Genomic DNA, 15,090 nt, shown 5'->3' on the forward strand with positions numbered 1-15,090 from the left:
TAGGTTTATGCAAGAAGTCTAATAAGTTAACGGATTAATAATTCTCTACAAGCGAGTTCTAATTGAACCCGCTTTTATTTTGCTTTAAAATAGAGTTAATTTAGAAAAAAATTATAAAATTAAAAAGGAGATTTTTTATGGCTCATGAATTAACTGTGCAAGAACTAGAAAAGTTCTCTGCCGAATTTAATAAAAAACCTGAAAATAAAGTCGTTGCTCGTGCGGCTCAACGCAGTGGTGTGCTTGAAGCATCTTATAACGACCGTGTTCAAGGACAATTAACCAGAGTATTCTCAACCGAACTTGACACCAACAACGTTACTAATCAAAAGCATTCAGGTCGTTGCTGGTTGTTCGCAACTTTGAACGTTTTACGTCATGCTTTTGGTAAAAAATACAAGACTAAAGATTTCACTTTCTCACAAGCTTACAACTTTTTCTGGGATAAGATTGAACGTGCCAACATGTTCTACAACAGAATCTTAGACAGTGCTGATATGCCACTTGATTCACGTCAAGTTAAGACTGACTTAGACTTTGCAGGTAGTGATGGTGGTCAATTCCAAATGGCTGCTGCCTTAGTTGAAAAATATGGTGTTGTTCCTTCATATGCTATGCCAGAAACTTTTAACACTAACGACACTACTGGCTTTGCGACTGCTTTAGGCGATAAGTTAAAGAAGGATGCTTTAGTATTACGCCACTTGAAGCAATACGGCAAAGAAGATGAAATTAAAAAGACTCGCGAAAAGTTTCTAAGTGAAGTTTACCAAATGACCGCTATTGCAGTAGGTGAACCACCTAAGACTTTCGATCTTGAATATCGTGATGATGATAAGAAATATCACTTGGAAAAGAACCTTACCCCACTTGAGTTCTTGCATAAGTACATGGGCGATGTTGATTTTGATGACTATGTTGTTTTAACTAACGCTCCAGACCATGACTATAACAAGCTTTATGGTTTACCAGCTGAAGACAACATTGAAGGTTCACTGAGAATCAAGCTTTTGAACGTACCAATGGAATACTTATCCAGTGCTGCTATCGCTCAATTAAAAGACGACGAAGCGGTTTGGTTTGGTAATGATGTACTTCGTCAAATGGACCGTAAGACTGGTTACCTCGATACTAATTTGTACAAGTTAGACGACTTATTTGGCGTTGACCTTAAGATGTCAAAGGCTGACAGATTAAGAACCGGTGTCGGCGAAGTATCACACGCTATGACTTTAGTTGGGGTTGACGAAGACAACGGTGATGTTCGTCAATGGAAAGTTGAAAATTCCTGGGGCGACAAGTCAGGTTCAAAGGGCTTCTACGTCATGAACAACGAATGGTTCAAGGACTACGTTTACGAAGTTGTTGTTCACAAGAAGTACTTAACTGACAAGCAAAAAGAACTTGCTGAAGGTCCAATCACTGATCTTCCTGCATGGGATTCATTGGCTTAACGAAAAATGATCATATCAAAAAGGCGATCTATGTCAGATCGCCTTTTTTAACATAAATATAATATTAATAATAGAGAGAGTTGCGTTAGATTTAGCATCTAATTTTCGTAGCTTGCTGCTACTTCTTCGTAATGCTTGACTTCATCGTCAGAGCAGCGTACGAAGTGACCTGGACGAATTTCGTGCATGCTACGAGGCTTGCCGTCCATTTCTTCTTTTTGCGCATCATAAGGGATTCGTTTACGAGTACGCTCAATTTCTGGATCAGGAATTGGCACAGCGGAAATCAAACTCTTAGTATAATCATGAAGCGGCCGATCATAAACATCATCAGCTGGTCCTACTTCAAGCAATTTGCCGTAGTGCATAACTCCAATTCGATCAGAAATAAATTTAACCATTGATAAGTCGTGAGCAATAAACAAGTATGTTAAGCCACGCTTTTTCTGTAACTCAATCATTAGGTTAACTACTTGAGCCTGAATCGAAACGTCTAAAGCTGAAATAGGTTCGTCAGCCACGATAAACTTAGGTTCCACCGCTAAAGCACGAGCAATCCCAATTCTTTGTCTTTGTCCACCTGAGAATTCATGTGGAAATCGGCTGGCATGGCTCGCATTCAAACCAACAGTTTCTAGCAGTTTTTCTACCCGCTCAGTTCTTTCGGCCTTGTCCTTAACCAAATGGTGAATGTCTAATCCTTCCGCAATAATATCTTCCACAGTCATTCTAGGATTAAGTGAAGCATAAGGATCTTGGAAAATCATTTGTGCATCCCGCGTAAAGGCAAGCTTATCTGTGCGACTCTTTAAGCCAGCCACATCCTTACCTTCAAATAGCACCTCACCACTAGTAGGCTTATACAATTGCAAAATCGACCGTCCTGTCGTAGTTTTACCCGAACCTGATTCACCTACTAAACCAAAAGTTTCGCCTTCATAAATATCAAAGCTTACATCGTCAACAGCTTTGGTGACATTACGGCCATTTTTAAAGTATTGTTTTAGATGTTTTACTTCCAAAATTTTCTTTTTTTCTGGCATAAATTTCTCCTTTACTGCGACTACTTAATTTTTGGTAGCTTATCTTCTTGTTTCATCAAATCATATTTCTTCCAGCGGCGCACAATTTCTGCTGGTGGATCAACCTTAGGCGCACCCGGTGCCAAAAGCCAAGTTGCGGCATAGTGAGTATCAGTTACCTTAAAGAATGGCGGCTTTCGTTCCACATCAATCCTCATGGCATATTTATTTCTCGGCGCAAACGGATCACCCTTTGGCGGATCAAGCAAGTTAGGTGGTGTACCTGGAATTGATTCCAAGATATCGCTATTCAAAGTAGGCATTGAATTAATCAACCCCCAAGTATATGGATGTTGCGGGTCATAAAAAATTTCATCAACACCACCGAATTCTAAGAATTCACCAGCGTACATTACAGCCACCCGGTCTGCCATACCTGCTACAACACCTAAGTCGTGAGTAATAAAAATAATTGAGGTTTTAACCCGCTTTTGCAAGTCTTTCATTAGATCCAAAATTTCAGCTTGGACAGTTACGTCTAAGGCAGTAGTTGGTTCATCAGCCAGCAAAATCTCAGGTTCACAAATCAAAGCAATTGCAATTACAATTCTTTGTCTCATCCCACCTGAAAATTGGTGTGGATATTGATTGATTCGCTCTTCTGCATTTGGAATACCAACAGCCTTCATCATTTCTAAAGCTTTAGCCCAAGCTTCTTTCTTAGAAGCACCCTTATGCTTAATCAGAGGCTCCGCAATCTGTTGGCCAATCTTCATTGTCGGATCAAGTGAGGTCATTGGGTCTTGGAAAATCATTGAAATTTCATTTCCACGAATTTTTTGCATTTCTTTTTCAGGTAACTCTAGCAAATTTTTGCCATGGAAATTAATTTCACCGCCTTCAATTTGAGCATTGCGCGCTAACAAACCGATAATACTTCTAGTAGTAACCGATTTACCTGAGCCTGATTCCCCTACAATCGCTAAGGTTTCACCCTTATTCAAGTGAAAGGAGACATTACGAATGGCTTTAACCTCACCAGCATAAGTGTGGAAATCAATTTTTAAATTTTTAACATCTAAAATTCTTTCTTCTGGCATTTAGGTTAATCCTTTCTATCTTTGTCCCCGTGGGTCAAAGGCATCACGTAAGCCATCACCTAATAAGTTAAAGGCGATCATTAAGATACATAATACGATTGCCGGGTACCACATCTGATATGGCAAGAATTGGAAGTTCTTTTGTCCTTCATTCAAAAGCACACCAAGTGAAGTCTCTGGAGCTGAAATACCAATACCAATGAAACTTAAGAACGCTTCAAAGAAGATAGCCGTTGGAATGGTGTACATCGTCTGAATAATGATGATACTTGAAAGGTTAGGCACTAAGTGTTTCCAAGCAATCTTCCATGATGATTCACCAAGTGATCTAGCTGCTAAAACATATTCTTCATTCTTCAAACTCAAGGTCTCAGCCCGGACCTGCCGCGCCATTGTTGTCCAACTAGAAATGGCAATGGCAATGATAATTGAACCAATACCTGGCTTTAAAACAACCAACATTAAAACAACAATAACTAAGTTAGGAACGGAGGAGATGATTTCGATAATCCGCTGCATCACGTTATCGACTCCCCCGCCTTTCCATCCGGACACTATTCCGTACGCGACCCCGATAGTTAAGTCAAAGAAAGCTGCAACTAAAGCAACAATCAATGAAATTTTTGTACCATAGATAATTCTTTGTCCTAAAGATCTACCTAAATAATCAGTACCTGCAATAAAATACTTATCTTTAGGTACGCCATTTTGGGCATAAGCATCAACCCACTTGCCATTTTGCTTAATCTTACCGTTCAAGCCGTTGATTGCACCCATTCCTGGCACTTTAGCAGGCAAGTTGGCATATTGCGGATGCGATTTAACTAAAGTAGACTTGTTGATGAATGGCGTTGAGCCAAAAGCTACTACAATCATCAAAATAACGATAATTGCAGAAATAACCGCAGCTTTTCTTTGTTTGAAGCGAAGCCAAACATTTTGTGCAAATGATAAAGATGGACCAGCAATGTTTTCATTATCCTGTGCTTCATCTTTTGGTAAGGGGTCAAAGGCATCTGCAGGAAGGTTTAATTTTTCTTCAGTCATATTGTCTTCTAGGCCTCGCTTTCATCTAATCTAATTCTTGGATCAATTAATCCATAAACAATATCAGTAATCAACAGAATTACTACTAATCCAATACAGTAAACCATCGTAATCCCCATGATTGTTGGATAGTCGTTAGTCAAAATTGACTTAACAAATTGTTCACCAATCCCAGGAACGTTAAAGATATTTTCAATAACCATTGAACCAGTCATTAAGGCTACAGCATAAGGACCAATTAAAGTTACCAACGGAATCATTGAATTACGCATTGCATGTTTTCTAATGACTTCCATTCTGCTCAATCCCTTAGCCTTACCTAACTCAATATAGTCACTACTTAAGGTATCAACCATACTGGTTCGGATAAACCGGGCTGTTTCCGCAAATGGTCCAACTGCCAAAGCAATCGTTGGCATAATCGTTTGAGAAAATTGTCCCCAACCAGCAATTGGGAACCACCCCAACTTTAAACCAATATAGTATTGCAAAAGCACTGCTAAAACAAAGTTAGGAACGGATTTACCTAAAATAGAAATTACAGTCGCGGTTGAGTCAACCCAAGTACCCTGTCTCATAGCAGCAATTGCCCCAGCGATTACACCAAGGACAACTCCCAAAATTAATGCTTGTAAACCTAATTGTACTGACGCGCCCAAACGCGCCCCAATTAATGAAGCTACCGGTTGGTTACTATATTGGAAGGATGTCCCAAAATCACCATGAAGCATCCCCGCAATATAAATCAAATATTGTTGCCAGATAGGTTTATTTAAACCATACTGTTGATCCATAATTTGCCGTTGAGTTAACGTCATCTTTGCTTCATTAGCATAAGGTGAGCCGGGCATCAATTTCATTAAAAAAAATGTTACCGTAGCTACAATAAGCAAAGTGAGGATCATATAAAATATACGTTTTAATAGGTATCTAGCCATATTAATTGCTCCCTCATTTTATTTTATGCTTTTATTTACTTTTTAATGTTGTTTTAATTATACCAAAAGAAATAAATATATCTAGTGAAAATGTTCAAAAAATTAAAAAAATAAGAGAGAATTTTTGACTTCTCTCTTATTTTTAACTTTATTATATTTATTTTGCTTTACTTATAGTTTGGTGCAGCCTTAGTCATTTGCACATCATGTGGATGTGATTCACGTAAACCTGCATTCGTAATTTGAACAAATTGAGCTTTTTCAATCAATTCAGGGATATTAGCAGCACCACAGTAGCCCATGCCTGAACGAAGACCACCATCAATTTGAAAGACAACGTCAGAAACGTCGCCCTTGTATTCTACGCGTGCTTCAACACCCTCTGGAACTAACTTATTAGCCTCATTAACGCCGCCTTGGAAGTAACGGTCACTTGAGCCATGAGCTTGAGCCATTGCCCCAACAGAACCCATGCCGCGATAGCGCTTATATTTCTTGCCATTCTCTTCAAAAATATCACCAGGTGCTTCAGTAGTTCCTGATAACATTGAACCTAACATTACAGCGTTACCGCCAGCAGCCAAAGCTTTAACAACATCACCTGAATATTTAATCCCACCATCGGCAATAATTGGTTTATGGTATTCACGTGCAGCTGTAGCAGCATCATAAATTGCAGTAATTTGTGGAACGCCGACACCTGCTACAACTCTAGTAGTACAAATTGAACCAGGTCCAATACCAACTTTAACCACATCAACACCAGCATCAAACAAGGCTCTAGTTGCATCCCCAGTCGCAACGTTACCAGCAATCAAAGTTGCTTCTGGAAAATGATCACGAATTTCTTTGATCTTGCGCAATACCCCAGCTGAGTGACCATGAGCAGTATCGATAACGATCGCATCAGCACCAGCTTCAAGCAATGCTTCTGCTCTTTCAAAAGTATCACTGGTTACACCAACTGCAGCAGCACAGAGCAGATGTTTTTGATCATCAGTTGCGGCCTTTACAGCACTAGTTGGCACAACTACGCTCTTTACGTTGGCTACTTCACCAGCCTGAGCTTGAATTGACATATTCTTATGTACAACGCCTAGCCCACCTTGGAGAGCCATTGCAATTGCCATTGCACCCTCAGTAACAGTATCCATTCCTGCACTGATCAATGGAATATTTAATTTAATGTTGTCTGCCAAAGTCGTACTCAAATCAACTTCATTTGGCAAAACATGACTTTCTGCTGGAATTAATAAAACATCATCAAAAGTTAAACCTTTTTTAGCGAATTTTGTATCCCAATTTGACATTTGGAGCTCTCCTTTTCTTATTCAAAAAATTATTAGTTTTACTTTACTAGCCCAACTTGCTTTTTTCAAGCAAAAATCAAAAAGCAGGCCGATTTTTCGGTCTACTTTTTAATTACATAGAGGAGTTGTTTATTGTTATAAGTTTTATTATTTAGATATTTAGGATTCTAGTCTACTTTTCTACATAAGCATATTTGAAGTTATAGTTTGCACCAGCACCATTGTAGACAACGTCTTTTACTGTTGGGCGAATCATCCAGGCTTCTGCTGGTTGGTAAAGTGGTACTACACCTTGTTCTGTTAATAATACACGTTCAGCCTTAGCTAAATCTTCAAAACGAGCATTTTCGTTAGCTGTTGTCTTTGAAGCAGCAACGTACTTATCATATTCTTTATTAGCCCACTTGCCCCAATTATATGAAGCGTTTGAAGTATTCAAATCAAGGAATGAGATTGGGTCAGTAAAGTCAGCTTGCCAGCCCATGAGCAGAGCATCGAAATTACCATTTTGACCACGAACCAGTACTGTCTTCTTTGGCAAATTATTTACTCTGACATTAACACCCTTCAAGTTTGATTCGATAGTACTTTGCAAGTATTCGCCAGCTTTTTTAGCATCATCATCGTCATAAGTTAACAAGGTAAAGTTGACTTTGCTCTTGCCTAAAGCTTTCTGTGCTTTCTTCCAGTAACTCTTGGCTAAAGTTGGGTTATAAGTCATCAACTTATCAGTTTCAGCAGTCTTAACCAAATTAGTGTAATCTTTGCCATTAACTTCAGTCATACTATTTGGTGAAAAAGTGGTTACTGGCTTGTTGGCACCACCTACAGCTGAAGCTAAAGCCTTACGATTGACTGACAATGATAATGCACGGCGGAAGTCAGTATTTTGGAAAAGCTTATTTTTCTCATTTAATTGTAAATATTGAGTTGATGAAGCTGGTCTGATTGTGTAACCTGCTTGATTCTTTAATTGTTTAGTGGCTTGTGGTGCCAATAATGCCGCATCTAATTTTCCAGCTTGATACAAGTTGTAGTCAGTTGATGGTGTCTTTTGCACGCTGTAATTAATCTTACTTAATTTTACCTTGCTCTTGTCCCAGTAATCTTTATTTTTAACTAGTTTCCAAGCTAAGTTTGAGCCGGTCCAACCTTTTGATACAAATGGTCCGTTATAAACCATTGTTTTAGATGAAGTACCATAGTTTTTACCATATTTTTCAACAGCGTGTTCATTTTGTGGGAAGAAAACTCCGAAGCCCATCAATAACTTAAAGTACGGAATTCTTCTATCTAAAGTAACGGTTAAATGTTGGTTATCATCTGCTTTAACACCAAGTGATTCAACCTTCTTCTTTCCTGCCACAACATCATCTGCATTTTTTACACCTGAGAAAAGATAAGCATATTGTGAAGCAGTCTTCGGATCAACGGTTCTACGCCATGAATAGACGAAATCTTTAGCAGTAACTGGATCACCGTTAGACCATTTAGCATTCTTTCTCAAAGTAAAATGCCATACTTTACCATCTTTTGAAACTTCAGTCCTGGTTGCCAAGGCATTCTCAACCTTAGAATTTTTACCTAAGCGATAAAGACCTTCCATCGAATTATTGATTTGGTCTAAACTAGTTGCATCAGTTACTTTAGACAGATCTAATGTCTGCAATTCTGACTTGGTCATCCAATTTAATGTTTGCTTAGTTCCAGAAGAAGAACTCTTTGAACAGGCTGCCAAAGTTGCGGCCGATACAGCTGTTAATAAACTTGCACTTAAATACTTTTTCCACTTTTTCATTTTTATCCTCAATTCTAGTTACAAAAAAGGAGCAACTCCTACGCAGTTGCTCCTTCTATCTATATATTTATCAAATCATAGTTAGACTATTATTACGCAATCGCAAGTAAAGAGAGATTATTCTTATGTCTTGTCTGTAAAATAATAATTGCTGAAATAATAATCATTCCTATGTCCTCCCGATTTTTTAATTAATTTGCTACATAAGCATTCTTGAAGTTGTAGTTCAAGCCAGCACCGTTGTAAACAATACCCTTAATGTCTGGACGAACTAACCAAGCTTCAGTCTTGTAGTAAAGTGGGGCAATTCCTTCATCGCTAAGCAAAATCTTTTCTGCTTTTTCCAAATCGTTCCAACGCTTAGTTGTATCTGCTGTAGTCTTAGAATCAGCAATCAACTTATCGTATTGTGCATTGCTCCACTTACCGTTATTTTGCGCATTCTTGCTAGTGAATAAGTCAACGAATGAAATTGGATCGGCAAAGTCAGCTGACCAACCAGTTACAACAACGTCGAAGTTACCACTAGTTGAGCGATTCAAACGAGTCTTAAATGGTACATTAGCTACTGAAACCTTCATGCCCTTCAAGTTTTCTTCCAATTGACTTTGAAGTGTCTCTGTAGTCTTTTGACCAGAGTCTGTATCGTCAGACAAAATTGTAAATGAAACGTTCTTAACGCCTAATTCCTTCAAAGCCTTCTTGTAAAGTTTCTTAGCCTCAGTTGGGTTATATGTGGCATTCTTCTTATCGCCAACAACTTCTGACCAGTCCTTACCATCATGGTTAACTACACCCTTTGAAGTTAAACTGGTTGCTGGGGTATTAGCACCACCTAAAGCACTTCCCAGTGCCTTTCTATTGATTGACATTGAGATGGCTCTACGCAAGTTAGCATTTTGGAAAATCTTCTTCTTTTGGTTAAATTGCAAGTAGAAGGTTGCTGCAGTATCACGCAAAGTGTAACCCTTTTGATGTTTTAAGTTCTTAGTTTGTTGTGAATCTAAAACAGTAGCATCAAGCTTATTTGATTGATACAAGTTATATGCAGTTGATGGTGTCTTTTGCACGCTGTAGTTAATCGCATCAAGTTTTACATTCTTCTTGTCCCAGTAATTCTTGTTTTTAACCAGTTTCCAAGAAAGGTTAGATCCAGTCCATCCTTTTTGAACAAATGGTCCGTTAAAGGCGGTAGTTTTTGATGAAGTACCATACTTAGAGCCATTAGCTTCAACCACCTTTTGATTTTGTGGGAAGAACAATGGGAACCCCATCAACAACTTGAAGTAAGGAATTCGTTTGTCCAAAGTAACGACTAATTTGTTGTCGCCTTCAGCTTTTACTCCCAAACTATTAACTGGCGCTTTACCAGCAGAAATTTGAGTAGCGTTATGAATACCTTCAAAAAGGTAAGCATATTGTGAAGCAGTCTTAGGGTTAACTGTTCTACGCCATGAGTAAACGAAATCTTTAGCGGTCAACTTATCACCATTGGACCACTTAGAATCACGCAAAGTAAAAGTCCAAGTCTTACCATCTTTTGAGACTTTAGTATCTGTTGCTAAAGCATTTTCAACTTTAGAATTTTTACCTAAACGGTAAAGTCCTTCTTCAACATTTCCTAATTGATTAAAACTAGTAGCATCAATTGCCTTAGAAATATCCATCGTTGGAATTTCAGCAGCATCCATCCAATTAATTGTTTTCTTGGCCGATGAGCCACTCGACGAATTAGAATTACTACCACACGCTGCTAAAGTTGAACCAGCAATTAAAACGGTTGCTCCTGCGGCGAATAACTTGGTAAACTTCATACACATTGCTCCTCTCATTTATGAGAAAAATAATAGAACTCTTTAAGTTGTTTATAAGTATAGCTAAATCATTTTTATTTTGCAATATTTTTTTAATATTATTTTTAATTTATTCAAAAAAATAAGCCTCAATACCGATGTATCAAGGCTTATTTAAAATTAAATTATTCTAGACATTCCATTCTTGCATAAATTCACGTACAAAGTTACGCATATATGCTGTTCGCCTACCCGCTTCTTCTTTAGCAGCAGGTGTATTCATTAACTCTTCTAGATGAAACAGTTTCTCATAAAAATGATTAATCGTTGTTTCAACATGATTACGATATTGATCATGACTAGTTAACATAGCTGGCTTAATCTCTGGATCATAAATCTTATTGCCATGCTTGCCACCATAAGTAAAAGCTCGTGCAATTCCAATCGCACCCAAGCTTTCTAGCCGGTCAGCATCCTGCACATATTGGCCTGACAAAGGCAAATGATAGTGGTGCTCAATATTAGCTGAAAAAGACATATGCTGAATAGTAAACAAAATATCCCATATTTCTAATTCATTAAAACCAACTTGTGGCAATAAAGCTTTAATTTCACCAATTACCTTTTCAGGATCGGCACAGATTTTTTCATCAATCGTATCGTGCAAATAGCCAGCAGTTTTAATAATCGCAACTACACGACTATCTTTATGCGCAGTGTCATGATCAGCTATGTACATTTGACTAGCTAAATTAGCTACCCGTTCACCATGATAAAAATCATGTCCGGTCTTTTCATCTTTCAAATGTGCCTGAGTAAAGTCAATAACTTGCTTAAGTTCCATTATGCCATTGAATCCCATGCTTCTACTGGGGTTGCTTCGCCTTCCCAAATTTCAACAAGTTTTTCTGGAACGTACTGCTTTTTAACAACTACTTTGAAAAGATATTCATCAAACCACTTGTCATCCATTACAAAGTAGCCTTTTTCACCAACTTTAGTCCCCCATGAATTTTCAATTTTCCATTGAAGTGGCTTGCCATCAACAACATCCACACCAACCATCGTCATGGCATGAGTTGAACCAGAAGCACCAGTTTCTAGTCTTTCTTTTTTACTTAGCTTGGTTTCAATATTAAAAATAGCGTCAGTTTGATAGAGGTTATGAGCTAAAATTCCCTTTTGGCGATCACTGTCTTTACCAACATCACAGCCAAACCAGAAAGTTTCGCCTGCTTCAAGTTGCTTAATCGCAGCTTCTTTAAGATTTTCAATTTTAGTGTTTAAGAAATGAACCGGACTGCCGCCTTCAACATTGTCTTCAAATGGCAAAGCGTACAACTTATCAAATTCATGATCTGGTGCATTAAACAAAACAATATAGTCATCAAGATCATCAGTAAAGTAATTATGGAAGAAGTCAAGCGGAGTAAGATCACCATCAAACTGATACTTGCCATCATCATCTTTAAATTCAAGATCGAATTTCTGCACCGGTTCACCAAAAGCAATTACCGCCATGCGATAAACTTCACTCAAAAATTCTTGACGTTTAGCTTCGATTTCATCAATTTGACCTGCTTGAGCTAATTTACGTAAAACCAAACCATCTTCACGCAACTTATTGTTCAAAGTCTGGTTAAAGAATGCAGTGTTGTTAGCCGTAAAGCTTTCATCCTGCGCATAAGTAGGCGCTAAGCCATATTTTCTAATTAAAGATACTGCCATCGCCCATTGACCACCATCAGTATCAGGACCTTGCATATATGTGTGAACTGTTCGATCGCTAAGTGGTCGATCGGCAGTATTCAAAATATTGTCAAAGAAAATATTTGCTCGTTCAATTCGATCCCAGAAGAATAAATAATTTTGTGAAAAAGTAAAATTCTTAGCACGATACTTTTTAGCAAAACCATGCCGTAAGGTATTCAAAGCGGCAAAGAGCCAACAACGACCTGACTGCTTTTGATCAGTAACGTTATCAGTAGGGATTTCAATTGAAAAAGTACGATTTAACTTTCTAACCTTTTCTGAATCAAAACTAGCCTTAGCCACACCATTATTGACAACAGCTAATTCTGCAACGCGATTCTGTGGCTTTTGTTCATAATCTTTTTGAAATTTGGCAATTTCAGCCATTGTAAGTTCATGCTTCATAAATTTTTCCTTTCTTGCCAAAAACAACAACTAAGCCGCTTCCCAGGTTTGAACTGGGGACCTCCTCCTTACCACGGCGGTGCTCTACCTATTGAGCTAAAGCGGCGTCTATATTGTACCAAAAAAGGCGAAGACATTCATTTGAACATCCTCGTCCTTCTTTATTCTCTCCAATTATTTTTAGAAAATAAGTATCAAAAACAGTTATTAAACCTGCTTCTTATTAGTTCTTAACAACGTCCTTAGTATTCAACCATTGACTCTTGTTAATTCTAACGATCTTCTTCTTGTTAACTTTTTTAACGTCTTTTGCGGTATAAGTAGAACCCATTGCAACTTTTTTGTTAGTCTTTTCAGCATTTTTATTGTAAACAGTTACTTTTTGATTTTTGGTGTCTTTAATAACAACAAAGATCTTGTCGCCCTTTCGAATAGCAGGGTTAGTTGGAGCTTGCGTTGCAACACCCAACTTAGGAGCAGTAAATGAAGTAGCTTGAGCAATAGGAGTAAGAGCACAGCCTAAACTTAAACCGATTACCAAACTTGAAACAATCTTGATAGCTTTTTTAGATTCTAACATTTTAATAACCTCTTTCTGTTTACTTATTTTCTCTTTACACTTTTACTATAACACTGTTTATCTAGAAGTAAAGTAGATAGTGTCATTTTTCACATATTTTCATCAAAAGTAATTATTTATTCAAGCGCCAGGCACCAGCATTCGTCAAAAGTATACACAGATATTATATATTGGCATTGTATTGATAATGTATAATTGTATAGCAATCATGTGAATTTGTGAATAACTCAATTAAGATATTATCGTGATTGCTTTCAGAAAATAAAATAACAATTTAAGAAGTAAAAGACTATTTTACCTGAATTATTATTTTTTACTCTTACTATTAATAACCAAAAAACTAAATAGATTAATTATAGTAAAAAATAGAGGGAAAAAATCCCTCTATTTTTAATGCATAAAAATTTAAAATTATATATCTAATTATTTAATTGTAACTAAAGTGTACTTTCTCTTGCCCTTACGGATAATGACGTATTTACCATCAAAAGCACTTGATGGATCAACTTCAAAGTCAACACTTTGTTCACGATCGCCATTAACATAGATGGCACCGTTTTTAACATCTTCACGAGCTTGGCGCTTTGAAGGCTCAATCTTAGTATCAACTAAGAAATCAACAATATTTTTCTTTTCATTGCCAGCTTCTGCACTTGGAGCATTCTTCAAACCTTGTTCAATTTGCGTAACTGACAAGTTCTTGATATTGCCTGAGAACAAAGCATCAGTAATCATTTGAGCTTCTTCAAGACCTGCTTCACCGTGAACAAACTTGGTAACTTCTTCTGCTAATTTCTTTTGAGCAGCTCTCTTCCAAGGTTCTTTCTTAGTCTTTTCAGCCAAATCTTCGATTTCTTCACGGCTAAGGAAAGTGAAGTACTTAAGGTACTTAACCACATCACGGTCATCTTGGTTAATCCAGAATTGGTAGAATTCGTAAGGACTAGTCTTTTCAGGATCAAGCCAGACAGCACCACCAGCAGACTTACCGAACTTAGTACCGTCAGCTTTAAGCATCAATGGAATAGTTAAACCAAAGGCTGGACGATCTGCACCCTCAAGCTTGTGAATCAAATCGATCCCGGCAGTAATGTTGCCCCATTGGTCACTACCACCAATTTGAAGTTGAACTCCATCATCTTTATTTAAATGGTAGAAGTCGATCGCTTGCAAAATTTGGTAAGTAAATTCAGTAAATGAAATACCATTTTCAAGACGACTAGCTACAACGTCCTTGTTAATCATGTTGTTAACTTGGAAGAACTTGCCGTAATCACGCAAGAAATCAATCAAGTTAAGCTTACCGAGCCATTCAGCGTTGTTTCTGATTTCGAAGTTTTCAGTACCAAACAACTTCTTCATTTGGTTAGTTAAGCTTTCTTCATTGTGCTTAACTTGCTCAGCAGTTTGTAAAGTACGTTCAGTCTTACGACCTGATGGGTCACCGATTGCACCAGTACCACCACCGATCAAAATTACTGGATGGTAGCCTGCCATTTGGAATCTCTTCAAGATCATGAATGGGATAAGGTGACCAATATGAAGTGAATCACCAGTTGGGTCAGTACCACAGTACAAAGCTAAGTCGTCATGTTCTGCTAAGTACTTGCGTAAACCTTCTTCATCAGTTTCTTGGTTAATGGCGCCACGCCATTTCAAATCTTCCAAAATATCAAATTTTGCCATTATTTTTCCTCCAATAAAAAACGTCCCCGGATCAATGATCCAGGGACGACTAAATTACATTATTAGCCGTGGTACCACCCACGTTCGCGCATATCGCGCCTCTTAATAGTCTTTATGGAAACTACCCCATTAGTACTTCGTCAAAATCAGCCTGCCTAGCTCACACCACACCGCTAGTTCTCTGAACGCTGAGCTGATTTACTAC

At 37.9% G+C, this 15,090-nt stretch carries 12 protein-coding genes and 1 tRNA gene; 1 reads left to right on the forward strand and 12 read right to left on the reverse strand.

The window, feature by feature from the left end; translation table 11 throughout:
- Positions 1–137: 137 nt before the first annotated feature.
- Positions 138–1,454 carry a C1 family peptidase gene (locus Q0Y84_RS02590; RefSeq protein ID WP_297950599.1) on the forward strand — a complete coding sequence of 439 codons (1,317 nt, stop codon included), beginning with the start codon at positions 138–140 and terminating at the stop codon, positions 1,452–1,454.
- Between the two features lie 98 nt (positions 1,455–1,552).
- On the opposite strand, the gene Q0Y84_RS02595 is transcribed toward Q0Y84_RS02590, so the two are convergent.
- The 12 genes from Q0Y84_RS02595 to tyrS all read right to left on the reverse strand — a co-directional run bounded on the left by Q0Y84_RS02595 (position 1,553) and on the right by tyrS (position 14,885).
- Positions 1,553–2,497 carry an ATP-binding cassette domain-containing protein gene (locus tag Q0Y84_RS02595; RefSeq protein WP_297950600.1) on the reverse strand — a complete coding sequence of 315 codons (945 nt, stop codon included), beginning with the start codon at positions 2,495–2,497 and terminating at the stop codon, positions 1,553–1,555.
- Between the two features lie 20 nt (positions 2,498–2,517).
- Positions 2,518–3,576 carry an ABC transporter ATP-binding protein gene (locus Q0Y84_RS02600; protein ID WP_297950601.1) on the reverse strand — a complete coding sequence of 353 codons (1,059 nt, stop codon included), beginning with the start codon at positions 3,574–3,576 and terminating at the stop codon, positions 2,518–2,520.
- A gap of 15 nt (positions 3,577–3,591) precedes the next feature.
- A complete protein-coding gene (locus Q0Y84_RS02605) occupies positions 3,592–4,623 on the reverse strand; it encodes an ABC transporter permease (protein ID WP_297950602.1) in 1,032 nt (343 codons plus the stop codon).
- An 8-nt stretch (positions 4,624–4,631) separates the two neighbouring features.
- Positions 4,632–5,561, reverse strand: a complete 930-nt coding sequence (gene opp3b, locus Q0Y84_RS02610; protein WP_005718454.1) for an oligopeptide ABC transporter permease — start codon at positions 5,559–5,561, stop codon at positions 4,632–4,634.
- A gap of 167 nt (positions 5,562–5,728) precedes the next feature.
- Positions 5,729–6,871: an IMP dehydrogenase gene (locus Q0Y84_RS02615; protein ID WP_297950603.1), complete on the reverse strand. Its 1,143-nt coding sequence runs from the start codon at positions 6,869–6,871 to the stop codon at positions 5,729–5,731.
- A gap of 172 nt (positions 6,872–7,043) precedes the next feature.
- A complete protein-coding gene (locus tag Q0Y84_RS02620) occupies positions 7,044–8,669 on the reverse strand; it encodes a peptide ABC transporter substrate-binding protein (protein WP_297950604.1) in 1,626 nt (541 codons plus the stop codon).
- A gap of 191 nt (positions 8,670–8,860) precedes the next feature.
- Positions 8,861–10,483 (reverse strand): peptide ABC transporter substrate-binding protein, encoded by a 1,623-nt coding sequence (locus Q0Y84_RS02625; RefSeq protein WP_297950605.1) that lies wholly within the window; start codon positions 10,481–10,483, stop codon positions 8,861–8,863.
- A 169-nt stretch (positions 10,484–10,652) separates the two neighbouring features.
- Positions 10,653–11,306: an HD domain-containing protein gene (locus tag Q0Y84_RS02630; protein WP_297950606.1), complete on the reverse strand. Its 654-nt coding sequence runs from the start codon at positions 11,304–11,306 to the stop codon at positions 10,653–10,655.
- Positions 11,306–12,619 carry a C1 family peptidase gene (locus Q0Y84_RS02635; protein WP_297950607.1) on the reverse strand — a complete coding sequence of 438 codons (1,314 nt, stop codon included), beginning with the start codon at positions 12,617–12,619 and terminating at the stop codon, positions 11,306–11,308. The genes Q0Y84_RS02630 and Q0Y84_RS02635 overlap by 1 nt, the downstream gene beginning before the upstream one ends.
- 33 nt (positions 12,620–12,652) lie before the next feature.
- Positions 12,653–12,725, reverse strand: a tRNA-Thr gene (locus Q0Y84_RS02640).
- 117 nt (positions 12,726–12,842) lie between these two features.
- Entirely contained in the window at positions 12,843–13,199 is a 357-nt protein-coding gene (locus Q0Y84_RS02645) for a hypothetical protein (RefSeq protein ID WP_297950608.1), read from the reverse strand.
- Between the two features lie 423 nt (positions 13,200–13,622).
- A complete protein-coding gene (tyrS, locus tag Q0Y84_RS02650) occupies positions 13,623–14,885 on the reverse strand; it encodes a tyrosine--tRNA ligase (RefSeq protein WP_297950609.1) in 1,263 nt (420 codons plus the stop codon).
- Positions 14,886–15,090: the final 205 nt, after the last annotated feature.

Origin of the sequence: uncultured Lactobacillus sp. (assembly GCF_947367125.1) — a bacterium.
GTDB lineage: Bacteria > Bacillota > Bacilli > Lactobacillales > Lactobacillaceae > Lactobacillus.

What these genes read in the sequence shown, in the direction of transcription:
- tyrS (WP_297950609.1), bottom strand. Translation starts at nt 14,885, where the DNA reads ATGGCAAAATTTGATATTTTGGAAGATTTGAAATGGCGTGGCGCCATT.
- Q0Y84_RS02595 (WP_297950600.1), bottom strand. Translation starts at nt 2,497, where the DNA reads ATGCCAGAAAAAAAGAAAATTTTGGAAGTAAAACATCTAAAACAATAC.
- opp3b (WP_005718454.1), bottom strand. Translation starts at nt 5,561, where the DNA reads ATGGCTAGATACCTATTAAAACGTATATTTTATATGATCCTCACTTTG.
- Q0Y84_RS02620 (WP_297950604.1), bottom strand. Translation starts at nt 8,669, where the DNA reads ATGAAAAAGTGGAAAAAGTATTTAAGTGCAAGTTTATTAACAGCTGTA.
- Q0Y84_RS02645 (WP_297950608.1), bottom strand. Translation starts at nt 13,199, where the DNA reads ATGTTAGAATCTAAAAAAGCTATCAAGATTGTTTCAAGTTTGGTAATC.
- Q0Y84_RS02630 (WP_297950606.1), bottom strand. Translation starts at nt 11,306, where the DNA reads ATGGAACTTAAGCAAGTTATTGACTTTACTCAGGCACATTTGAAAGAT.
- Q0Y84_RS02590 (WP_297950599.1), top strand. Translation starts at nt 138, where the DNA reads ATGGCTCATGAATTAACTGTGCAAGAACTAGAAAAGTTCTCTGCCGAA.
- Q0Y84_RS02625 (WP_297950605.1), bottom strand. Translation starts at nt 10,483, where the DNA reads ATGAAGTTTACCAAGTTATTCGCCGCAGGAGCAACCGTTTTAATTGCT.
- Q0Y84_RS02600 (WP_297950601.1), bottom strand. Translation starts at nt 3,576, where the DNA reads ATGCCAGAAGAAAGAATTTTAGATGTTAAAAATTTAAAAATTGATTTC.
- Q0Y84_RS02605 (WP_297950602.1), bottom strand. Translation starts at nt 4,623, where the DNA reads ATGACTGAAGAAAAATTAAACCTTCCTGCAGATGCCTTTGACCCCTTA.
- Q0Y84_RS02615 (WP_297950603.1), bottom strand. Translation starts at nt 6,871, where the DNA reads ATGTCAAATTGGGATACAAAATTCGCTAAAAAAGGTTTAACTTTTGAT.
- Q0Y84_RS02635 (WP_297950607.1), bottom strand. Translation starts at nt 12,619, where the DNA reads ATGAAGCATGAACTTACAATGGCTGAAATTGCCAAATTTCAAAAAGAT.